Origin of the sequence: Streptomyces roseolus, assembly GCF_014649855.1 — a bacterium.
Classification (GTDB): Bacteria; Actinomycetota; Actinomycetes; order Streptomycetales; family Streptomycetaceae; genus Streptomyces; species Streptomyces roseolus.
Window position 1 is genome coordinate 80,193 of record NZ_BMTV01000027.1, and the last position, 21,203, is coordinate 101,395.

18 protein-coding genes are annotated in these 21,203 nt (G+C 76.1%); 9 read left to right on the forward strand and 9 right to left on the reverse strand.

The window, feature by feature from the left end; translation table 11 throughout:
• Positions 1-5: 5 nt before the first annotated feature.
• From IE245_RS28305 to IE245_RS28320, 4 genes are all read right to left on the reverse strand, one after another.
• A complete protein-coding gene (locus IE245_RS28305) occupies positions 6-614 on the reverse strand; it encodes an Rv1733c family protein (RefSeq protein WP_189952603.1) in 609 nt (202 codons plus the stop codon).
• 84 nt (positions 615-698) lie between these two features.
• On the reverse strand, positions 699-1,523 hold the full coding sequence (locus IE245_RS28310) for an MOSC domain-containing protein (protein WP_189952605.1): 825 nt from the start codon (positions 1,521-1,523) through the stop codon (positions 699-701).
• A 51-nt stretch (positions 1,524-1,574) separates the two neighbouring features.
• A complete protein-coding gene (locus IE245_RS28315) occupies positions 1,575-2,093 on the reverse strand; it encodes a DUF6643 family protein (RefSeq protein ID WP_189952608.1) in 519 nt (172 codons plus the stop codon).
• Between the two features lie 316 nt (positions 2,094-2,409).
• Positions 2,410-3,633: a glycosyltransferase gene (locus IE245_RS28320; protein WP_189952609.1), complete on the reverse strand. Its 1,224-nt coding sequence runs from the start codon at positions 3,631-3,633 to the stop codon at positions 2,410-2,412.
• Between the two features lie 58 nt (positions 3,634-3,691).
• Here IE245_RS28320 and IE245_RS28325 point away from each other — a divergent pair, with 58 nt between their 5' ends.
• The 9 genes from IE245_RS28325 (at position 3,692) to IE245_RS28365 (ending at position 15,167) form a co-directional block, all read left to right on the forward strand.
• Positions 3,692-4,489 carry a glutamate racemase gene (locus tag IE245_RS28325; RefSeq protein WP_189952611.1) on the forward strand — a complete coding sequence of 266 codons (798 nt, stop codon included), beginning with the start codon at positions 3,692-3,694 and terminating at the stop codon, positions 4,487-4,489.
• A 90-nt stretch (positions 4,490-4,579) separates the two neighbouring features.
• The gene (locus IE245_RS28330; protein WP_189952613.1) at positions 4,580-5,140 is read left to right on the forward strand and encodes a hypothetical protein; all 561 of its coding nucleotides are present in this window, start codon (positions 4,580-4,582) and stop codon (positions 5,138-5,140) included.
• Positions 5,141-5,249: 109 nt separating this feature from the next.
• Complete coding sequence (lnt, locus tag IE245_RS28335) at positions 5,250-6,863, forward strand: apolipoprotein N-acyltransferase (protein WP_189952615.1); 1,614 nt, start codon at positions 5,250-5,252, stop codon at positions 6,861-6,863.
• Positions 6,864-6,903: 40 nt separating this feature from the next.
• Positions 6,904-7,386 carry an NUDIX hydrolase gene (locus IE245_RS28340; protein WP_189952617.1) on the forward strand — a complete coding sequence of 161 codons (483 nt, stop codon included), beginning with the start codon at positions 6,904-6,906 and terminating at the stop codon, positions 7,384-7,386.
• A 131-nt stretch (positions 7,387-7,517) separates the two neighbouring features.
• Positions 7,518-9,407 carry a helix-turn-helix domain-containing protein gene (locus tag IE245_RS28345; protein ID WP_189952619.1) on the forward strand — a complete coding sequence of 630 codons (1,890 nt, stop codon included), beginning with the start codon at positions 7,518-7,520 and terminating at the stop codon, positions 9,405-9,407.
• Positions 9,408-9,592: 185 nt separating this feature from the next.
• Positions 9,593-11,359, forward strand: coding sequence for a CoA transferase (locus IE245_RS28350; protein WP_229851589.1), 1,767 nt, complete (start codon positions 9,593-9,595; stop codon positions 11,357-11,359).
• Positions 11,360-11,466: 107 nt separating this feature from the next.
• Positions 11,467-13,170 (forward strand): class I adenylate-forming enzyme family protein, encoded by a 1,704-nt coding sequence (locus IE245_RS28355; protein ID WP_189952621.1) that lies wholly within the window; start codon positions 11,467-11,469, stop codon positions 13,168-13,170.
• 96 nt (positions 13,171-13,266) lie between these two features.
• Complete coding sequence (locus tag IE245_RS28360; protein WP_189952623.1) at positions 13,267-14,523, forward strand: nucleotide sugar dehydrogenase; 1,257 nt, start codon at positions 13,267-13,269, stop codon at positions 14,521-14,523.
• Between the two features lie 119 nt (positions 14,524-14,642).
• On the forward strand, positions 14,643-15,167 hold the full coding sequence (locus IE245_RS28365) for an EF-hand domain-containing protein (protein WP_189952625.1): 525 nt from the start codon (positions 14,643-14,645) through the stop codon (positions 15,165-15,167).
• Between the two features lie 74 nt (positions 15,168-15,241).
• Here the strand turns inward: IE245_RS28365 and IE245_RS28370 are convergent, their stop codons facing one another.
• From IE245_RS28370 to IE245_RS28395, 5 genes are read right to left on the reverse strand one after another with little or no spacing between them, the layout of a single operon-like run.
• Positions 15,242-15,688, reverse strand: a complete 447-nt coding sequence (locus IE245_RS28370) for a DUF6917 domain-containing protein (protein ID WP_229851590.1) — start codon at positions 15,686-15,688, stop codon at positions 15,242-15,244.
• On the reverse strand, positions 15,685-16,629 hold the full coding sequence (locus IE245_RS28375) for a Gfo/Idh/MocA family protein (protein ID WP_189952626.1): 945 nt from the start codon (positions 16,627-16,629) through the stop codon (positions 15,685-15,687). Before IE245_RS28375 ends, IE245_RS28370 begins: the two co-directional genes overlap by 4 nt.
• Positions 16,626-17,777, reverse strand: a complete 1,152-nt coding sequence (locus tag IE245_RS28380) for an Ldh family oxidoreductase (RefSeq protein WP_189952628.1) — start codon at positions 17,775-17,777, stop codon at positions 16,626-16,628. The genes IE245_RS28375 and IE245_RS28380 overlap by 4 nt, the downstream gene beginning before the upstream one ends.
• Positions 17,774-19,999 (reverse strand): M20/M25/M40 family metallo-hydrolase, encoded by a 2,226-nt coding sequence (locus IE245_RS37975; protein WP_308436635.1) that lies wholly within the window; start codon positions 19,997-19,999, stop codon positions 17,774-17,776. The genes IE245_RS28380 and IE245_RS37975 overlap by 4 nt, the downstream gene beginning before the upstream one ends.
• The gene (locus IE245_RS28395) at positions 19,983-21,014 is read right to left on the reverse strand and encodes a Gfo/Idh/MocA family oxidoreductase (protein WP_189952630.1); all 1,032 of its coding nucleotides are present in this window, start codon (positions 21,012-21,014) and stop codon (positions 19,983-19,985) included. Before IE245_RS28395 ends, IE245_RS37975 begins: the two co-directional genes overlap by 17 nt.
• Between the last annotated feature and the right edge of the window lie 189 nt (positions 21,015-21,203).

Consider the following 21,203-nt stretch of genomic DNA (forward strand, 5'->3'; position numbering starts at 1 on the left):
TCGGGTCAGCTGCCGGCGCCGGTACGTCCCCAGTCGGGGCCGACCTCCGCCCAGGCGCGGTCCAGACGCGCGTACCGCCGGCAGCGGAGCCGCCGCATGACCAGCCGCCGGACCAGCTCGACGCCGGCCCCGGCGAGGACGGCCGTCATCAGGCCGACGAGGACGGCGTGGGCGCGGGCCGTGTCGCGGGCCAGCGGCGCGGCGACGGGCCGGCCGTCCCGGTCGGTCCAGAGGGAGAATGCGTCGCCGGGCGCGGAGGCGGCCCGGGAAGTGGTGACGGTGCCCGTGCGGGAGGTGCCGTCGGGGGCGGTCCACCGGGCCACGACCGCGCGCCGGAAGCGCTGTTCGGCGGCCTGGTCGCTCGACGCGGCGGCGCCCGGCGCCACCGGGGCGGGGCGGAGCACACGGGCCGTGGTCTCCACGCGCCCCTGCTGCTGGGCGTGGACCGTCCGCTGGAGCGAGTGCTGCGCGGCGGCACCGGCCGCCCAGCCGGCCGCGGGCACCGCCAGGCACAGCGCGAGGGCGGCCACGAGCGCCACCCACGCCTCGACCAGGTCCGTCGTGCGGCGCAGGGGATTGTGCCGCCAGCGCCAGAGTCCGGTGACTGCGCGCATGTGCCGGAACCCCCTCGTTCGTCGGTCCTCCGACGAGTCTGCCCCCGGGGTGCGGGGTTCGCCTGTCGAGCGGGGAGGCCGGGATCAGTCGAGGATCTTCACCGGGTCGCCGACGCGGACGGTGCCGCGGTGTTCGGGCACGAGGTTCTGGCCGAAGACGAGCTTGCCGTCCAGCTTCCGGTGCCGGCCGAGGGTCCGCAGCGGCTCCTTGCCGCGCGCGGCGGTCGTCTGGTCGGTGGTGGTCACCACGCACCGACCGCACGGCTTGGCGACCCGGAAGGTCACCTCGCCCACGGCGAGCCGGGTCCAGCCGTCCTCGGCCCACGCCTCCGTGCCGTCGACGACGAGGTTGGGCCGGAAGCGGCTCATGGGCAGCGGGCCCTCGTGGGCGTGGTCGCCCTCGCCGATGAGCGCGTTGAGGGCGTCGAGGGAGGCGCTGGAGGTGACGAGGAGCGGGTAGCCGTCGGCGAGGCTCACGGTCTCGCCGGGCAGCGCGTACGCGGGGTCGATCGGACGCCGGTGCTCGGGCGCGTCCAGGTGCACGAGGCGCGCGTCGGTCTCCAGGTAGGCGGAGAACCAGGCGGCGGCCGGCTCGCCTGCGGGCACCGTCTCCACGTCCTTGTCGAAGAGGTTCGCCGTCAGCGTGGCCGAGGGCTCCGGCACCGGCACCACGAGCGGCGCGCGCCCGGGCGCGGTCAGCCGCAGGCCGCCGTCCGGGAGGGGTTCGGCGGCGACGAGGGCGAGCCGGGGGTGACGGCGCTGGGTCATGACGGTGCCGGCGGCGTCGACCACCGCCCAGCGGCGGTCGTGCGCGAGTCCCCAGGGCTGCACCTCTGCCTCCGCGCGGTCGAGCGCGCGGAGGGCCTTCACCGGATGGACGTGGACGGAGCGGAGGACGGGATCGGCCATGGGCTCATCCTGCCAGCCGCTCCGTCCCCGGTGGGACCGGTCCGCGGGCCGTCAGTAACCGCCGCCCTGGTAGGGGCGGTTGTACGGGTCGTGGTACTGCGCGGGGGCCGGGACCGGCGCCGGTGCGGGGCGCGGGGCGGCGGGGCGCATCGCCTCGTAGCCGGTGGCGGCCGGCCGGGCCGGCTGCGGGACCGGCCCGCCCGGGTAGCCGCGCGGCGCCGCGGGCTGCTGCGGGATGTACGGCGTCGGCGCCGGCTGGAGCGGCGCGGGCGCCGTCATCTGCGGGGCCGGCTGCGGATATCCGTAACCGCCGCCGCCGAAGTAGCCGGGCGCCGACTGGGGGGACGGCGCCGCCGGGAGGGCGGGCAGGGCCGCGGGGAGGGCGGGAAGGTAGGAGCCGGTCGGCGCGGGCGCCGGATAGCCGACGGGGGCCTCGTACGCGGCGGGCACTCGGATCGGGGCGATCTGAGGCGTGCCCCGCTCCGCGACCAGGGAGTCGTAGATAGGGGTGTCCGGGAAGGACGGCGCGGTGTGGTAACCGCCTCCATAGCTGGAGCGGGGGGAGGTCATGGCACATAAGTTAAGCCCACGATCTGCCGATTGGGGAGCCTGCTCAACGCCTTCTTTGACGGGGTTCCGGCGGCCGCGGATCCCCAACCAGAGCGAACTCGTAGAAAACGGGCACGCCGCTGTCCCATGATCGCGCAAAACCCGAGTTGGGAGGGGGTTACCGCCGGGTCGGACCGGGCGCCGCCGACGGCTCCGCCCGGTATGAAGAACGGATAAAGAAAAAGCGGCCGGAAGGAGTGGGAGAAGTGATCTTGGGTAAGTCGAAAAGCCGATCCGGCGCCGAACGGCGAGATGTGCACACGCCGAATTCGCCGCGTTACTCCCCGTGGCGGGGAGTGAATTCCCCGCCCCCCGTCGCCCTCCGGTGCCCGGAGTGGAACCGGCCCTTCCATGCCCCGCCCCGCCCCTGGTGGTGGCGTACCGCCGAGTCCACCGTCATCAGCAGATAGAGGAAGGCCGTGAACGGCAGCAGCGGCGCCGTCCCCGCCGGCAGGCGGTAGTAGCGCAGCATCGGCACGTACGTCCCCGCCATCACCGCCCAGGCCGTCCCGCCCGCCCACGCCGCCGGCGCGTCCCCCGTGGTCAGCCCCGCCACCAGCGCGGCCGGCGGCACCAGGTAGACGAGCACCAGGCCGGCGACCGTCCCGAGCAGCAGCGGCGGGCTGTAGCGCAGCTGGGCGTACGCGCTCCGCGTCACCATCCGCCACAGCTCCCCGAGCCCCGGATACGGGCGCACCGAGTCGACCCGGTCGGCGAGCCCCAGCCAGATCCGGCCCCCGGCCGCCCGCACCGCCCGCGCCAGCGACACGTCGTCGATCACCGCCGTACGGATCGCGTCCGGCACCCCGGCCGCCACCGCCGTCTCCGTCCGCAGCAGCACGCACCCCCCGGCCGCCGCCGTCGCCCGCGGCCGGGCCGCGTTGATCCGGCGGAAGGGGTAGAGCTGGGCGAAGAAGTAGACGAAGGCGGGGACCACGAGCCGCTCCCAGAAGCTCCTCACCCGCAGCCGGGCCATCTGCGACACCAGGTCCCGGTCGTCGTCCCGCGCCGCCGCCACCAGCCGCCGCAGGCTGTCGGGTTCATGGGCGATGTCCGCGTCCGTGAGGAGCAGGAACTCCGGGTCACGCGCGCGTGCCAGCGCCATCCCGTGCCGCAGCGCCCACAGCTTCCCGGTCCACCCCGGTCCGGGCTCGCCCGGCGACACCACCGTGAGCGGCAGCCCGTCGTGCCGCGCGGCCAGCTCGGCGGCCAGCCGGCCCGTCCCGTCCGTGCTCCCGTCGTCCACCAGGATCACCTCGGCCCGGCCCGGATAGTCCTGGGCCAGCAGCGACGGCAGGCTCAGCGGCAGCACCCCGGCCTCGTCCCGCGCGGGCACCACCACCACGACGCCGGGCCACGCCCCCGCCCCCACGCGCGCGTGCTCCCTGCCGGGGCCGGCCTTCGGCAGGCGCTGGTCCGTGCGCCAGAAGAAGCCCTGGCCGAGCAGCAGCCAGACCCAGACGGCCAGGGAGAGGAGGGCGAACCAGGCAAGGGTGCTCATTTGCCGCAGTCTGCCCCAGAATGCCGGGGACACAAGGCCCATCGGCTAGGGTGACCGGGTGAAGATCGCGCTCATGGACTCCGGGATCGGCCTCCTCCCGGCGGCCGCCGCGGTGCGCCGGCTCCGCCCGGACGCCGAGCTGCTGCTCTCCAACGACCCCGACGGCATGCCGTGGGGACCGCGTACCCCCGAGGACCTCACGGGGCGCGCCCTCGCCGTCGCCCGCGCCGCCGCCGCCCACCGGCCCGACGCCCTGATCGTGGCCTGCAACACCGCCACCGTCCACGCCCTGCCCGCGCTGCGCGCCGCCCTCGAACCGGCCGTCCCGGTCGTCGGCACCGTTCCCGCGATCAAGCCGGCCGCCGCGGCCGGCGGCAAGGTCGCCATCTGGGCGACCCCCGCCACCACCGGCAGCGACTACCAGCGCGGACTCATCCGCGAGTTCGCCGGGGGCGCCCAGGTCACCGAGGTGCCCTGCCCCGGCCTCGCCGACGCCGTCGAGCACGCCGACCCCGAGGCCGTCGACCGGGCCGTCGCGGCCGCCGCCGCGCTCACGCCGCCGGACGTCCGGGCGCTCGTCCTCGGCTGCACCCACTACGAACTCGTCGAGGACCGCATCCTCGCCGCCCTGGCCCCCCGCCGCAGCCCCGGCCTGCCGCCGCTCGTCTTCCACGGCTCCGCCGACGCCGTCGCCGCCCAGGCGCTGCGCCGCGTCGGCGCCGCGCCGGCTCCCGGTGCCGAGCCGACCGGCACCCTCTCCGTCCTGCTCAGCGGCCGCCCGGGCACCCTCCCGGCCGCCGCCCTCGAGTACGCCGCCGGACGGCTCCTGGCCGCCGCCCCGGCCCCTTCCTTCTGATCCTTCCGGGCCCCGGCGGGGCCACGCGGCGCCACCGGACGGACGCGCTCCGTCGCGCCGAACCGGACGCGGCTGGCTAGGCTTCCGGACATGAGGAAGGAATCCGGCCACGTGCGTGCCGACGGGCGTCCGCCCGCCGTCTGGACCGGTCGCGCGACCAACCGCTTCCAGTGGATCGCCGCCGTCGCCGGCGCCGCCTTCATGGCGCTCGGGATCACCCTCGCCGTCGTGTCCGCCTGGACCACCGGCGTCGCCGCGCTCGTCATGGCCGTCTTCGGCTGCGTCGCCGCCGGACTCCTCATCCTCTTCGGCACCCTCGCCTTCGTGCACGTGGAAGTCCGCGTCGACGACCGGGCCATGGAGGTCCGCTGCGGCCACATCGGCGTCCCCCGCCGGACGATCCTCCTCACCGAGGTCGTCGACGCCGACTACGCACCCCGGGTCACTCCCCGCCACTGGGGCGGCTGGGGCTACCGCTGGCGCCCCGACCGGGGCACCGCCGTCGTGGTCCGCCGGGGCGAGGGCCTGGTGCTCCGCCTCGCCGACGGGCGGAGCTTCACCGTCACCGTCGACGGCGCCGAAGGGGCGGTCGACTCCATCCGGGGCCGCCTCCGCCGCCCGGCACCGCCCCAGACCCCCGCCGGCGCCTGACCGGCACGCGCGCGTACGGGTGGCGGGTACCCGCGGGGACCGGCGCGGCCTCCGGAGCTGCACGGTGCCGGACCGGGCGTCAACGGGCACGGCACGTACACTCCGCAAGGTGAGCACCACCATCACCCCCGAGGCGGCCGGAGCCGCCGACGACCCGCCCGCGGCCGACGACCGGACGCGCCGTCTCGCCCGGCTCCAGCGGTTCGCCCGCCCCGGAACGGCCCTGCTCTCCGGCGTCCTGCTCTACCTGAGCTTCCCGCCGCGCCCCCTGTGGTGGCTCGCGCTGCCCGCCTTCGCGCTCCTCGGCTGGAGCCTGCACGGGCGCCGCCTCCGCGCGGGCTTCGGACTCGGATACCTCGCCGGGCTCGGCTTCCTGCTGCCGCTCCTCGTCTGGACCGGCGAGGAGGTCGGCCCGGTGCCGTGGCTCGCCCTCGCCGCGGTCGAGGCGCTCTTCGTCGCCGTCGCCGGACTCGGCGTCGCCGCCGTCTCGCGGCTGCCCTGGTGGCCGGTCTTCGCCGCCGGGGTGTGGATCCTCGGCGAGGCGGCACGCGCGCGTGTGCCCTTCGGCGGCTTCCCCTGGGGCAAGATCGCCTTCGGCCAGGCCGACGGGATCTTCCTGCCCCTCGCCGCCGTCGGCGGCACCCCCGTGCTCGGCTTCGCCGTCGCCCTCTGCGGCTTCGGCCTCCACGAGGCCGTCCGTCTGGTCCGCCTCCACCGAGCGACCGGCGCCGTCCCCCGCGGCCCCCTGGCCGCCGCCGCGCTCTCCGTGCTCGTCCCGGTCACCGGCGCCCTCGCCGCCCTGCCGCTCGTCAGCGACGCCCCCGAGGACGGCACCGCCACCGTCGCCGCCATCCAGGGCAACGTCCCCCGCCTCGGCCTCGACTTCAACTCCCAGCGCCGCCAGGTCCTCGACAACCACGCCGCCCGCACCCGCGAACTCGCCGCCGAGGTGAAGGCCGGGACCGAGCCGCAGCCGGACTTCGTCCTGTGGCCGGAGAACTCCTCCGACATCGACCCCTACGCCAACCCCGACGCCGCCGCCGTCATCGAGGGCGCCGTCGACGCCGTGAAGGCCCCCACGGTCATCGGCGCCGTGATCTCCCCGCCCACCGGCAAGCTCCGCAACACCCTCATCCAGTGGGAGCCCGGCAAGGGGCCCGTCGCCACCTACGACAAGCGGCACGTCCAGCCCTTCGGCGAGTACATCCCCATGCGGTCCGTCGTCCGCCTCTTCAACAGCGACGTCGACCGCGTCGCCCGCGACTTCGGCCCCGGCGGCGAGGTCGGCGTCTTCGACCTCGCCGGCACCAGGGTCGGCCTCGCCACCTGCTACGAGGCCGCCTTCGACTGGGCCGTCCGCGACACCGTCACCCACGGGGCGCAGCTGCTCACCGTCCCCAGCAACAACGCCACCTTCGGCCGCAGCGAGATGACCTACCAGCAGCTCGCCATGTCCCGCGTCCGGGCCGTGGAGCACAGCCGCGCCGTCGTCGTCCCGGTCACCAGCGGCGTCAGCGCCGTCATCCGCCCCGACGGCGAGATCGTCTCGCAGACCGCCATGTTCACCCCCGACTACCTGGTCGAGGAGGTCCCGCTGCGCTCCACGCGGACCCCCGCGACCCGACTCGGCACCCTCCCCGAGGCCCTGCTCGCCGCCGTCGCGGCCGCCGGCCTCGGCTGGGCCGCCGCCCGGGGCGTACGGGCCCGCCGCGGCCGTTCCTGAGCCCGGGGCCCGGCCCGGAAGATGATCTAGGGTCGGGCCCATGGCCACCCCTGACTTCATCCGCGAACTGCGCAAGACCGCCGGACACCAGCTGCTCTTCCTGCCCGGGGTCAGCGCCGTCGTCCTCGACGACCGGGGCCGGGTCCTGCTGGGCCGCCGCGCCGACACCGGCGCCTGGGCCGTCGTCGGCGGCATCGTCGAGCCCGGCGAACAGCCCGCGGACTGCGCGGTCCGCGAGGTCGAGGAGGAGACCGGGGTGCGCTGCGTGCCCGAGCGGGTGCTCCTGGTCGAGACCCTGCGCAAGCCCGTCGTCTACGCCAACGGGGACGTCTGCCAGTTCATGGACGTGTCCTTCGTCTGCCGTGCCGTCGGCGGCGAGGCCCGGGTCAACGACGACGAGTCGATCGACGTCGGCTGGTTCGACGTCGGCGCCCTCCCCGAGATGAAGCGCTTCTCCCTGCACAGGATCGAGAAGGCGCTCGCCGACGAACCCACCTGGTTCCGCACCGCGTCCGCCGGCTGACGCACGGTCCGGCGGCGTCCGGGCACCCCGACGGGAGGGTCCGGCGGCGTCCGGCGCCCCGGCGGGAGCCGTCCACAGGAGCCGTCCCCAGGGGTGGTGCGGGCACACGTCCGCCGGGTATTCCTGTGTCCATGTCCCACGAACACGTCTCCTATCTGGAACTCCTCGCCCGGGGAGCCGCCACGGAGGCATACGACCGGCCCGTGCTCCTCGCCCGCGCGAGCGGCGCGGAGCCCGAGGTGCTGGCCGGACTCGAAGAGGCGAAGCAGCTCGCCCTGAGGGTCCGCGACGACCTGGAGGGCCGGCGGCGGCGCGAGGCGGAGCTCTCCGCCCTCTTCGCCACCGCCCACGACCTCGCGGGACTCCGTGACCTCGACGCCGTGCTGCGCGCGATCGTCCAGCGCGCCCGCGCCCTCCTCGGCACCGAGGTCTCCTACCTGAGCCTCAACGACCCGGTGGCCGGCGACACCTACATGCGGGTCACCGAGGGCTCCGTCTCCGCCCGCTTCCAGCAGGTCCGCCTCGGCATGGGCGAAGGGCTCGGCGGCCTGGTCGCCCAGACCGCCCGCCCCTACGTCACCGCCGACTACTTCGGCGACGACCGCTTCCAGCACACCGGCACCATCGACTCCGCCGTCCGCGACGAGGGCCTGGTCGCCATCCTCGGCGTGCCGCTGAGCCTCGGCAGCCAGGTCATCGGCGTGCTCTTCGCCGCCGACCGCCGCGCCAGGGTCTTCGAACGCGAACAGGTCGCCCTCCTCGGCTCCTTCGCCGCCCACGCGGCCGTCGCCATCGACACCGCCAACCTGCTCGCCGAGACCCGCTCCGCCCTCGCCGAGCTGGAGCGGGCCAACGACATCATCCGCGAGCACAGCGCCGTCATCGAGCGCGCCTCCGAGGTCCACGACCGCCTCTCCGAACTCGTGCTGCGCGGCGGCGGCGTCCACGACGTCGCCGAGGCCGTCTCCGAGGTCCTCGGCGGCACCGTCGAGTTCACCCGGACCCCCGCCGGCGCCGCCCGCCGCTCCGGCGGGCACGCGGTCCGCGAGGGCGACGACTGGGTCGCCGCCGTCTCCGCCGGGGGCGAGCACCTCGGCGCCCTCGTCCTGCGCGGCCGGCCCGACCTCGACCCCGTCGACCTGCGCACCCTGGAGCGGGCCGCCCTCGTCACCTCCCTGCTGCTGCTCGCCCGCCGCTCGGCCGGCGAGGCCGAACGGCGGGTACGGGGCGAACTGCTCGACGACCTCCTCGACGCCCCCGACCGCGACCGCCGCCTGCTGCGCGAGCGCGCCGCCCGCCTCCGCACCGACAGCGACGCCCCGCATGTCGTCCTCGCCGCCCGCATCGACCGCACCGGCCCCGACGACGCCGAACGGCCCGGCAGAGAGAGCGCCGACCGGCAGCGGCTGTGGTCCGCCGCCTCCCACCTCGCCGCCACCCGCAGCGGCCTCGCCTCCGCCCGGGACGGCGGTACGGTCCTCCTGCTGCCGCTGGGCCCCGGCGAGGACGCCACCGAACTGGCCCGCCAGACCGCCCGCCACCTCGGCGGCACCCTCCGCGAACCCGTCACCGTCGGCGCCTCCGCCCCCGTCCGGGACCTCCTCGACCACCCGGGCCGGGTGGCGGGCGCGTACCAGGAGGCCCGCCGCTGCCTCGACGCCCTCGGACTGCTGCACCGCGCGGGCGAGGGCGCCGCCGCCGAGGACCTCGGCTTCCTCGGCCTGCTCCTCGCCGACGGCCGGGACATCGGCGGCTTCGTGGAGCGCACCATCGGCCAGGTCGTCGCCTACGACCGACGGCGCGGCACCGACCTGGTGCGCACCCTCGACGCCTACTTCGCCAGCGGCATGAGCCCGGCCCGCACCAAGGACGACCTGCACGTCCACGTGAACACCGTGGCCCAGCGCCTGGAGCGGGTCGGCCGGCTCCTCGGCCCGGACTGGCAAGCGCCCTCCCGGGCCCTGGAGATACAGCTGGCCCTGCGCCTGCACGCCCTCTCCCCGGCCGTCTCCCGCGCCTGAACCTTGCGGCCCCGCAGTGGCCGGTACCGCTCCCCGACAGCCGTACGGGCGCTCGCTCGTGGGGCGGAAGCCGGGCCGACGGCCGTGTCCCCGCCGCCGGTCCGCTGTTCTCACCCGATGGAAGATCGTTTCGAGGCGGGAGAGGGACGGCGCGTGCTGCGGGACGGGGAAGGCGGTCGGCGTAGGTGAGCCTGTCCGAGGAGGCCGGCACCATGGCGCCGTCCGCACCCGCCGACCCCGCCCGCGCCGCCCGCGCGGTGGCCGGGGCGCTGCTCGACCGCACCCTGGGCGCCCTGCCGGGCGGCGACCGGGACCTCCCCGCCTGGACCGTCGGCGGCGCCGGACCCATCGGCATCGACGCCGGCGACGAGCGGGCCGCCCAGGCCGCCTGCGGCGTCATGCACGTGCACGGCCGGGCCGCCGGCGCCCCCGCCCCCCTCACCGCGGAGTACGTCTCCGCCGTCACCGGCGTGCTCGCCGCGCAGGGCGTCACGGCCGCCCTGTTCGCCCGCGCCCAGGGCCGCCCGCCGCTGCGCACCGGCACCTCCCTCGCCCAGGGGGCGCTGCTCACGGTCACCCAGTACCTCGCCGCCGCCACCGCGCCCGACGACGCCCCGCCCGCCGACGGCCCGTCCGGACTCGCCACCCTCGTCACCGCCGACGGCGCCCGCGTCGAGATCGAGACGCTCGACCCCGACGCCTGGGCCGGGTTCTGGAGCCGGCTGGGCGTCCCTCCGCGCACGGCGGGCCGCGGCTGGCTGCCCTTCCAGTCCCGCTTCGGGACGGCGGTCTGCCCCCTCCCCGCGGAGCTCCGCACCGCCGTCCTGGCCCTGCCCCTGGAGGCCGTGCGCCGGGCGGGCGCCGCGCACGGCGTCTCCGTCGCCGAGGTCGGCGCGTCCACGACGCCCCCGCCCGGCCTCGCCCCCTGGACGCTGGAACCCGCCCCCCACGCCCCGCCCCGCCCCCCGGCCGCCACCCCGCTCGACGGGGGTGCCCTGCCGCTGGCCGGCGTACGGATCGTCGAGTCGGCCCGCCGCGTCCAGGGCCCCATGGCCGGACACGTCCTGCGGATGCTCGGCGCCGAGGTCGTACGCGTCGAACCGCCGGGCGGCGACCCCCTGCGCGATCTCCCGCCGGTCGCCGCCGGCTGCTCGGTCCGCTTCTCCGCGCTCAACCACGGCAAGTCCGTCGTCGAGGCCGACCTCACCACCCGCCGGGGCCGCGACGCCGTCGCCGAACTCGCCGCCACCGCCGACGCCTTCGTCCACAACTGGGCCCCCGGCAAGGACCGCGTCCTCGGCCTGGACGCCGAGGCGCTGCACGCCCTCCACCCCCGCCTGGTGTACGCCTCCGCCTCCGGCTTCGGCACCGCCCTCGGTCCCGTCCCGCCGATCGGCACCGACTACCTCGCCCAGGTCCACGGCGGCCTCGCCGCCGCCCTCCGCCCCTCGGGCGAGCCCCCGGCCCCCTCCCTGATGACCGTCACCGACGTCCTCGGCGGGCTCGTCCTGGCCCAGGCCGTCCTCGCCGGCCTCCTCGCCCGCGAGCGGACCCACCGGGGCGCCCGCGTCCACTCCTCGCTGCTCTCCGCCGCCGCCCTGGTGCCCCGGGCCGGCCACCGGGCCGTCCTCTCCCCGCTCGACCACCCTCTGCCCACCGCCGACGGGCTGCTCTACCTCGGCGCCCGGGCACGCTCCAGGCCCGGGGAGCTCGCCCGGGCCGTCGGCGCGTACGGCGCCGACACGGTGGGGGAGCGGCTGCGGAGCCGTACGACGGAGGCCTGGCTGGCCCGCCTCCGCACGGCCGGACTGCCGTCGGTCGCCGTCCGCACCGACCTGGCCCGCCTCGCCGGCGACCCGGCCTTCGCCCGGGCCGTCCTCCCGCCGGACGAGCACCTCCCGTACGCCCGCCCGGCCGCGCCCTGGACGTTCACCGAGGAGGCCTCCGCGTGAGGCGCCGCCGCCCGACAGCCGGCGCCCGCACGCGCTGACGCGGCGCCCGCGTCCGTCCCGCCGAGGCCCGACGCCCAACCCGAACCACCCCGGAAGGCAGAACCCCGATGACCGCGACGTCCGCCGTGCGGGAGACCCCCTGGCGTTCCCACAACGGCCTGGAGCTGCCCGACCGGGTGCCGCGCGCCGACCGCGCGGCGTGGGAGGCCCGGGGGCTGTGCCCCGACGCCGACCTCTTCACCCTCTTCCGGCGCAACGTCCTCGCCTTCCCCGACCGCGAGGCGGTGGTGGACGACCGGGGCACCCTCACCTACGGCGAGCTGTACGCCGAAGTGGTGCGCGTCGCGGGCCTGTTCGCGGAGGCGGGGCTCGGCGCCCGGGACGTGATCGCGCTGCGGCTGCCCAACGGGCGGCTCGCCGCCGCGGCCGAACTCGCCGTCTACGCCCTCGGCGCGGTCGCCCTGCCGTACCCGCTCGGCGGCGGCGTCCGCGACACCCGCGCGCTGCTGTCCCGCTCCCGGGCGGGCGGAGCCGTCCTCAGCGAACCGGCGGACGTCGAGACGGCGGCCGAACTGCCGTGGACGCGCGCCGTCTTCCGCACCTCCGCCGGCGCGGACGGCCTCGACCGCGCCGTGTCGCGGACGGCCTTCCGGCCGGCGGACCGCCCCGCGGAGGCCGGCGCGCCGGCGCGGTTCCTCGTCTCCTCCGGTTCCGAGGCCGAGCCGAAGCTGGTCGCCTACAGCCATCAGGCGCTGGCGGGGGGCCGGGCGGCGTACGTACGCGCCCTCGCGGGCTTCCCGGCGGAGCCGCCCCGCTTCCTCGTCCTCGTCCCGCTGGCCTCCTCGTACGGCTCGCTCGGCGTCCCGGTGGCGCTCGCCGCGCTCGGGGCGACCCTGATCACGCGCGAGCGCTTCGACGCCCGCGAGGCGCTCCGGGCGGTCGTCGACCACCGGCCCACCCATGTCTTCGGGGTGCCGACCATGCTGCGGCGGATGGCGGACCTGCCCCGTCTGCGGGGGGAGCCGGCCCCGGGGCTGCGGGCCGTCGTCTCCAGCGGCGCCGCGCTGCCCGCCTCCACCGCGACCGCCTGCCGGGAACGCTTCGGCGTGCCGGTCGTCACCGTCTACGGCTCGTCCGACGGCGTCAACTGCCACACCGTCACTCCGGCCGGGGACACCGCCGGGATCCCCGATCCCGCCGTGGCCGAACTCCGGATCGTCCGGCCGGACGGCACGCCGGCGGACACCGGCGAGCCCGGGGAGATCCAGGCCAAGGGGCCGATGACACCGCTGTGCTACGTGGACGCGCCCGAACTCGACGCCCGCTACCGCACCGCGACGGGGTGGGTCCGCTCCGGGGACCTCGGCGCGCTCGACGAAGCGGGCCGGCTGCGGGTCCTCGGCCGGCTCAAGAACGTGGTGATCAGGGGCGGTTACACGATCAGCCCCGCCGAGGTGGAACGGGAGCTGGGCACCGACCCCCGGATCGCGGAGGCGGTCTGCGTGCCCGTGCCCGACGAGGAGTTCGGCGAGCGGCTGTGCGCGGCCGTACGCCCGGCCCCCGGGGCGCCCGCCCCGGCCCTGGACGCCGTGACCGCGCACCTCGCGGCCCGGGGGCTGGAGCGCCGCAAGTTCCCCGAGTACCTCCTGGTGCTCGACCGGATGCCGCTGCGGCCCACCGGAAAGGTCTGCCGGCGCACCGTCACCGCCCGGGCCGTGGAGGCCCTGGGCGGTACCACCCCGGTCGGTGCGACGGTCCGCGTCGACTTCGAGGCAGGGCCTTTCACTCATGCGGGCGAACTCGCGCATTGATTGCGCAGCGACCCGGAGTCGCATGCAATCCTGTTGCTGCAAACGGAATCTTTGATTCAACTTCCTTGTGCGGGAAGTGAATCACGGGGGAGACGAATGTTCACAGAAGTCGCCGTGGTCGGTCTCGGCTACGTCGGTCTTCCGCTGGCCCGCCGGGCCTGCGAAGCGGGACTCGCGACCGTCGGCTTCGACGTCGACGCCGAGGTCGTGGAGGGGCTCGGCCGGGGGCGCTCCCACATCGAGGACATCCCGGACGCGGACGTCGCGGCGATGCGCGCCGCCGGCTTCCGGGCCACCACGGACCCCTCGGTCCTCGCCGGAGCCCACACCGTCGTCATCTGCGTGCCCACCGGGCTCACCCCGGCCGGAGAGCCCGATCTGTTACCGCTGACGACGGCCGTCCGCACGGTCGCCCGCCACCTGGAACCCGGCGTGCTCGTCTGCGTCGAGTCCACCAGCCACCCGGGCACCACGGAGGAGATCGTCCGGCCCCTCCTCGAAGCGCACGGACTGCGCGTCGGCGAGGACTTCCACCTGGCGTACTCCCCCGAGCGCATCGACCCCGGCAACCGCCGCTACAGCCTGCGCACCACGCCCAAGGTCGTCAGCGGCTGCACCAAGCTCTGCGCCAAGCACGCGACCGCCTTCTACGAGCGGCTCGTCGACGAGGTCGTCGTCGCCGCCGGGACGCGCGAGGCGGAGATGGCCAAACTCCTGGAGAACGCCCACCGGTACGTCAACATCGCCCTGGTCGACGAGGTCGCCCTCTACTGCGACCGGGTCGGCATCGACGTCTGGGACGTGCTGCGCTGCGCCGGCACCAAGCCCTTCGGCTACTCGGCCTTCCGGCCGGGCCCGGGCGTCGGCGGCCACTGCATCCCCGTCGACCCCCGCTACCTGATGAGCCACGCCGCCGAACAGGGTTTCACCTTCCACACCCTGGGCGCCGCCCGCGCCGTCCTCGACACCATGCCGGAACACGTCGCGGGCCGGGCCCGCGACCTGCTCGCCGCCGCGGGGAAGGACCCCGCGGGGGCCAGGGTGACCCTGCTCGGCGTCGCCTACAAGGCAGACATCTCCGACACGCGGGAGTCGCCCGCCTACCCCGTGGCCCGGGCGCTCGGCGCGCTCGGCGTCCGGCTCTCCTACCACGACCCGTACGTCGGACGTTTCGAGGTGGACGGCGTCCCCGTCCCCCGGCGGCGTTCGTGCGAACAGGCCCTCGCCGAAAGCGACCTGGTGGTGCTGCTCCAGGAGCACGCCGCGTACCGGACCGCCGACTGGGACGGCGCGGACTGCCCGGTCCTGGACACCCGGGGGACGGCGGAGGGCAGACGCGTGGTGCGGATCTGACGCCGCCCCGCGCCCCACAGACCTCCGGTCCGGCCCCGGCGCGCAGGGCAGGACCGAGGAAAGGCCGTTCGGACGTCCGTCCGAACGGCACCATGAAAAAATCTAAAGGAGAAAATCTCATGACCATCGCCCAGGAGCGTCTGGCCAAGCGTTTCGAGAAGTGGGACGTGAACGGCGACGGCGTGCTGGAGCCCTCGGACTTCGTCACCGAGGCCGCCAACATCGCCCGCGCCTTCGGCGAGACCCCCGAGTCGGCGAAGGGCAAGCAGCTCCGCGACGGCTTCACCGCGATGTTCGACCTGCTCGCCGACAAGGCGGGCGCCTCCGCGCAGGGGCAGATCAACCGTGCGCAGTTCCTCCAGGCCGCCGGTGAGGTCGTCGAGGGTGGCGCCGCCACCTTCAACCCGGTCCTCGGCCCGGTCACCAAGGGCATCGTCGCCCTCGCCGACAAGAACGACGACGGCGTCATCGACGAGACCGAGTTCGCCGCGTGGCTCGGTGCCATCGGCCTGGACGAGAAGGAGGGCCGCGCCGCCTTCCAGCAGATCGACACCGACAAGGACGGCTCGCTCTCCGAGAACGAGCTGCTCGACGCGGTGCGCAAGTTCCACACCGGTGAGCTCGACGTCGAGCTGCTCGGCTGAGCCTCGCCTTGCCGACGGCGGCCGGCCGGCACCCTCCCGGGGGTGCCGGCCGGCCGTTTCCCTGTGCGCCCGGCTCAGCCGGCCGGAGCGAAGACCACGGGCGTCTCGGGTTCGAGGGCCAGGGACCGGCCGGTGAGCAGCCGGGACGCGTGGATCACGATGTTGTAGTGGTTGGGCAGGTGGCAGCCGTCGAAACCGAGCACCGTACCCACCGGCTCCCCGCCGATCAGCACCGTGTCGCCCCGGTCGACGACCCCGCCGGCCTCCAGCTCCACGAAGCCGAGGAAACCGACCCGGTCCACCCGCGCGCCCGGCGCGTCGGTCCACCGGTCGGTCGTCAGCAGCTCGTGGACCTCGCCCCGGCGGACGCAGCGGGCCGCGAACGGCTCCAGGGTCATGCCCCGGTCCGTGCGCTCGTGCAGCAGCACCTTCACCAGCGTCCCGCGCACGGCGCGCTTGGCACCGTTCTCGTGCCGGCCGGCGTCCAGGGAGGCGGCGGGCACCACAGGGGGCGCGGTCACCGGTCCGCCTCCGTCGCGTAGACGTCGGCGACCAGCCCCAGCGCGGCCAGGCCGCCCTCGACGGCGCGGGACGGGTCGGGCAGGTCGCGGAGCCCCGCGACCTCCCTGAGCACGCCCTCGTACTCGTGCCACAGCGACTCCTTGAAGCCGGGGCGGCCGCCCAGCATGTCCGCGGAGAGCTCGGTGCCGTCGCTGAGCCGCACCACGACGTCCTTGACCTCCCCGGGATACGACCAGTCCAGCTCCACCAGGCCGCGGCCGCCCGGACCGGCCAGCTCGACCACGGCCTGCCGGTCGGTGCCGGACGCGTCCCGGACCACCTTCGCCCCGACGACCTCCAGCGGGGCCTCGCCCAGCAGCAGGCGGACGAGGTCGAAGGCGTTGGGGCCGTTGTCCGCGACGCAGCCGCCGCCGCAGCGGGCCGGGTCCAGGTACCAGGTGTCGGTGCCGATGTGCTCCTCGATCCGCTCCAGGTACCGCACCCGTACGGACTCCACCCGCACCGGCGCGTCCGGTGCGGGCAGCCGGTCGCGCAGCGCGAGGACCCGGTCGTTGTGGCGGCGGTGGAAGGCGGTGAGCAGCGGGACGCCGCACTCCTTGGAGAGCGCGGCCAGGCGGTGGCCGTCCGCCGGGTCGAGGGCGAGCGGTTTCTCCACGCAGACCGGGACGCCGGCCCGCAGCGCGTCCGCGCACACCTCGGCGTGCGCGTGGTTCGGCACGGCGACGACCAGGGCGTCCAGCGGGCCGGCGGCGAGCAGTTCCCGGTGGTCGGTGTGGCAGGCGACCCGGCCCCGGAAGGGCGCCAGGGCCTCCTCGCGCAGGTCGCAGACCGCGGAGACCTCCCACTCGGGCATCCGCTCGGCGGCGGCCAGGTAGAAGCGGGAGATCACGCCGAGTCCGGCGATCCCCAGGCGCAGGGGGCGGTCGGCGGCGGGCGTCATCGGTTCTCCTCCGGGGCGGTCGGGAGGCGGAGGCCGAGGGCGGTCAGTTCGGCGTGGAGCGCGGCGGAGAGGGGGACGCCCGAGGCGCGCCGTCGCTCGGCCCGTTCGGCCTCCGGGTGTCCGGGGTAGCGGACCGGTCCCTGGCCCGGCAGCGGCGGGCAGTCGAGGATCGTGCCGAACATCTCGCGGGCGTCGTCGTCGAAGCCGTCGCGGAGCACGTTCGGCGCGATGGCGAGGACGAGGAAGCCGATGTCGTCGTCGGTGCCGCCCGGCCTGCCGTCGCCCTCCAGGGCGGCGGGGGAGGGGCCGGTGGCCGCGCCGGGCAGCACGGCGGCGAGGAGTTCCACGGCGAGGCCGAGGCCGAAGCCCTTGAAGGCGCCGGTCGCGGGGGTGCCGCCGAGCCAGCCCAGCCAGGCCTCGCCCCGGTCGTAGGCGGCCGCGTCCCGCACCGGCCGTCCGGCGTCGTCGGTGAGCCAGCCCTCGGGCGCCTCCCGGCCGTCGCGGGCGGCCGTGCGGACGCGGCCGGTGGGGACGACGGTGGTGCTCATGTCCAGGACGAACGGGCGCCCTTCGAGGGCGGGGGCCGCCACGCTCAGCGGATTGGTCCCCAGGAGGGCGGCGGCGCCGAGCGGCGGGCGGGCGATGCGCTGGCCGCCGCAGTTCGAGGCGACGACGCCGATCATGCCCCGGTCGGCGGCCCGCTTGGCGTGCACGCCCGCGCAGCCGAAGTGGGTGGCGCCCCGCACCGACACGAGGCCGATGCCGCAGCGGGCGGCGCGCTCCACGGCGAGGTCCATCGCCTCCGACGCGGCCCACAGGCCGAGCGCCCGCCGTTGGTCGACGGCCACGCAGGGGCCGAGGTCGCGCAGGATCAGCGGTTCGGCGACGGGGTCGGCGCCGCCGGAGCGCAGCAGCGGCCCGTAGAGGCGGGCCAGGTTGAACACGCCGTGCGAGTCCATGCCGGTCAGGTCGCCGTAGCAGAGCGCCTCGGCGGCGAGCCGGGCCCGGCCCTCGGGGAGTCCGAGCCGGACGAAGCAGGCGGCGGTCTCGTCGAGCAGCGTCTCGTACGCGACCGTGACCTCCCGGCTCTCTCCGGGCGCCGGGCCGGCGCTCCGGGGGACGGCGCCGTCGGGCAGCGTGGACGTCATGCGGTTCCTGCTTTCTCGGTAGGTCCCGGCTCGACGCGGTGTTCCGCGCCGAGCCGGAGGTCGTCGGCGAAGGCGGTCAGCAGTGCGGCGACGCGGTCCGCGAAGGCCTCCAGGTCGGCGAGGTCGACGAACTCACCCGGGGCGTGGGCCCCGTTGGCGTCCAGGGAGCCGGGGCCGAACACCGTGGTGAAGGTGGCCTCCGTGCCGTCCAGCCAGATCGCGTCACAGGTGAAGGCGGGTTCGTCGTCCGGCCATCGGGCGATGCCCGCGCGGGCCAGCAGGTCCTCGCCCCAGGCAGGTTGGGGGCCGAGCGCGGGCAGGCCGCGCTTCTCCCAGTCGAGGCGGGTGATGCGGGCCGCGTCGGCCGCCGTACGGGCGAAGAGGGGGAGGCCGGAGAACCGGGCGGTGAACTCCCGGAGCCCTTCGTCGAGGGCGCGGGCGAGCGTGCGCTCGGCGGCGGCGCCCGCCTCGGCGGTGGCATGGGCGAGGTTCAGCAGCAGACTGCCGGTGCCGTGCACCTTGTTGTGCAGGGTGCCGGTGTGCAGCCCCGCCACGCAGACGGTGGGCGGGGGGCCGCCGGAGGGCGCCCGGCCGATCGCCGCGGCGAGGTGCTGCGCGAGGAAGCCGAGGAGGACGGTGGCGTTGTGCCCGGCGCCGGGCCGGTCGTCGACGGCGTCCTCGCCCTCGACCGAGACGCGGGCGGTGGCGGCGGCGGTGGCGCGCGGCAGGTGGCGCAGCCCGGTCGGTTCGCAGAACACGTTGAGCCGGCCCACGTGGCCCGCCTCCACCAGCGGCCGGGTGCCGAAGGTGCCCAGCGCCCCGCCCTCCTCGCCGGCCACCGCCTGGACGAGGACCGTGACGTCCCGCCCGATGGCGGGACGGCGCGCGGCGGCCGCCGCGATCCCGGCGAGCAGCGCGACCGCCGGGCCCTTCGCGTCGACGGCGCCCCGGCCGTGGAACCGGGATCCGTCGAAGGACGGGGGCTCGCCGCCGGCGACGGTGTCCAGGTGCACGTTGAACATCACCGTGCGCTCCCGGGGCAGTTCGGGGCCGAGGCGCAGCAGGAGGCTCGGCTGGCGCTCCAGGAACGCCGGGTCGGCGGCGACCGCGCGGCGTACCGGCCGGGGGGTGTCGTCGCGCAGCACCGCCTCGGGGGCCGGGGAGCCGAGGCGCACCGTCGTGAGACCGTGCCGGGCCGCCGCCGTGGCGTAGGAGTGCAGGGCGGCCGTCAGGTGGTGGGGTGCGTCGGGGCCGGTCTCCAGGGGGCCGGCGGTGGGCGTGTGGAGGAGGTGGAGCAGCAGGCCCGTGTCGACGCCGGCCGGTGCGCGGGGCCGGTCGGGCGCCGGGGCCGGGGCGGGGACGGCGGGGGAGGGGATCGGCAGGGCGGCCAGGCGGCGGGCGGCCCGGACGAAGGGGCCGGCCGTGTCGGTGCCCTCGCCGCGGACGCCCTCGTGCGGGACCACCGCGAGATGGGGTTCGAGCGAGTACGCGCCCCGGTAGCCGTGCTCCTCCAGGAGCCGTACGCAGTCGGCGACCCGGGCGACGCCCTCGCCGGGCAGCGTGTACACGGCCTCGCCGGGGCGGTCGCCGGGCAGCGCGTCCTTGACGTGGACGTGGGCGACGTGCGGCAGGAGCCGTTCGAGGAGGGCGTGGCCGTCGTAGCCGTACGGCACGCCGTTGCCGATGTCGAAGAGGACGCGCAGCGCGGGGCTGTCCACCTCGGCGAGGAGCCGGAGCGTCCGGTCGGCGTCGGAGCCGGCCCAGCCGGCGCAGTTCTCGTGGAGCAGTTCGACGCCGAGCCGCTCCGCCCGGCGGGCGAGCCGGCGCATCCGGTCGATCGCCTCGGCCGCCCACTCCTCCTCGGGCAGCCCTCCGTCGGTCCACGACATGACGCGCAGGCTGCGGCAGCCCAGCACCCTGCCGTGCTCGGCGAGCCGGTCCAGCTCCTCCAGGTCGGCGGAGAAGGGTCCGGTGACCGGGCGGGCCCAGTTGCCGATCCGGGAGTCGAGGCAGACGACGCCGAGTCCCGCCGTGTGCAACCGTGCCGCCGCCTCCCGTACGGCCTTCGCGGGGAGGTCGGCCAGGGCGATGCCGTCGAGGCTGCGGAGCTCCAGCGCGGACCAGCCCAACTCGCTTGCGACGGAGATCTGTTCGGCGAGGCCGGGCGCGGCCTCGTCGCCGATGCCGGTGATCCGGCCGGTCAGGTCAGCGGGCCACGGCACGACGGGCCTCCTCGTCGCGCTCGCCGGCCGCGTCCGCCGCGCAGTGCCGCTTGGCCGCGTCGAGGATGCGGACCACGTCGGCGTGCAGGGCGAAGTCCGCGCCCCAGGAGGGTTCTTCGGCGGGGACGGTGGCGAAGCGGTGGTAGGCGCGGTGCAGGAAGGCGGTCAGGGCGTCGTCGCGGAACACCTCGCGGCGTCCGTCGACGTCCAGCTGGACGTGGTCGTCGGCGTCGCTCGGCGCGAAGTGGCCGACGACGGTGCCGCGTTCGAAGGTGAGGGTGACCCGCCGCTCGCGCACCGGGGCGGTGAGGTCGGAGTGGATGCGGGTGCGCGCCCCGCCCGCGTGGAGGAGGTCGAGCACCGCGGAGCCCAGGCCGGGGCGTACCGTCTCCCCGATCCGCAGGCCGGTCAGCCGGGCGCCGGTCGCCTCGGCGGGGCCCGCGAGCGACAGGACCAGGCCCAGGGAGTGCGGCACCTCCACGTCGAAGGCCGTGGGGTGGCCGTCGTCGGGGCGCAGCCCGCGGGTGAAGCGCGGCTTGTGCTGGACGACGTCGATGCGCAGCAGCCGCCCCCGTTCTCCCGAGGCGAGGGAGGCGCGCAGCCGGTCGGCGAGACCGGAGGCGGGCCAGTGCGCCACCACGACGACCCGCAGCGCGTACCGGGTCACCAGCGCGGTGACGGCGGCCAGTTCCGTGGCGTCGGCGGCGAGCGGCTTCTCCACGACCAGGTCGCGATAGCCGGCGGCGGCCAGCTCGGCGAGGACGGCGAGCCGGGTGGCGGGCGGGGTGCAGACGTGGACCACGGCGCGCTCGGGGGGCAGCAGGGCGCGGGCCTCGTCGAGCGCGGCGGTCACGGTGACCCCGTCGGGGACCGGGGCCCGCTCGCCGGGCCGGGGGTCGACGGCGACGACCGGCCCGTGCCAGAGGCCGGGCGAGCGGTCCAGGGCGGTGCGCAGGGCCCGCAGGTGCAGCCCGGCGCCGGCCCGGCCCAGTCCGATGATCAGGGGCTGCCTCATACGGTTGTTCCATTCGGTGATTCGGGCGGGACGCAGCGAAGAATCTCGCCGCCGCGCGCGATACCGGTCAAGGAAATCGGAGACATGGTCACCGAGAAGTATGAATTTTCTTGAGGGATTCGTGACGCCGATCTTCGTACTGTTACGCTCGCCCGGCAGGCTTTCAGGGCAGGCAACGACCGGCCCTTC

Excerpts from the sequence above, each read along its gene's own strand:
- IE245_RS28305 (WP_189952603.1), bottom strand. The coding sequence starts at position 614 with ATGCGCGCAGTCACCGGACTCTGGCGCTGGCGGCACAATCCCCTGCGC.
- IE245_RS28310 (WP_189952605.1), bottom strand. The coding sequence starts at position 1,523 with ATGGCCGATCCCGTCCTCCGCTCCGTCCACGTCCATCCGGTGAAGGCC.
- IE245_RS28315 (WP_189952608.1), bottom strand. The coding sequence starts at position 2,093 with ATGACCTCCCCCCGCTCCAGCTATGGAGGCGGTTACCACACCGCGCCG.
- IE245_RS28320 (WP_189952609.1), bottom strand. The coding sequence starts at position 3,633 with ATGAGCACCCTTGCCTGGTTCGCCCTCCTCTCCCTGGCCGTCTGGGTC.
- IE245_RS28330 (WP_189952613.1), top strand. The coding sequence starts at position 4,580 with ATGAGGAAGGAATCCGGCCACGTGCGTGCCGACGGGCGTCCGCCCGCC.
- IE245_RS28340 (WP_189952617.1), top strand. The coding sequence starts at position 6,904 with ATGGCCACCCCTGACTTCATCCGCGAACTGCGCAAGACCGCCGGACAC.
- IE245_RS28345 (WP_189952619.1), top strand. The coding sequence starts at position 7,518 with ATGTCCCACGAACACGTCTCCTATCTGGAACTCCTCGCCCGGGGAGCC.
- IE245_RS28355 (WP_189952621.1), top strand. The coding sequence starts at position 11,467 with ATGACCGCGACGTCCGCCGTGCGGGAGACCCCCTGGCGTTCCCACAAC.
- IE245_RS28360 (WP_189952623.1), top strand. The coding sequence starts at position 13,267 with ATGTTCACAGAAGTCGCCGTGGTCGGTCTCGGCTACGTCGGTCTTCCG.
- IE245_RS28365 (WP_189952625.1), top strand. The coding sequence starts at position 14,643 with ATGACCATCGCCCAGGAGCGTCTGGCCAAGCGTTTCGAGAAGTGGGAC.
- IE245_RS28375 (WP_189952626.1), bottom strand. The coding sequence starts at position 16,629 with ATGACGCCCGCCGCCGACCGCCCCCTGCGCCTGGGGATCGCCGGACTC.
- IE245_RS28380 (WP_189952628.1), bottom strand. The coding sequence starts at position 17,777 with ATGACGTCCACGCTGCCCGACGGCGCCGTCCCCCGGAGCGCCGGCCCG.
- IE245_RS28395 (WP_189952630.1), bottom strand. The coding sequence starts at position 21,014 with ATGAGGCAGCCCCTGATCATCGGACTGGGCCGGGCCGGCGCCGGGCTG.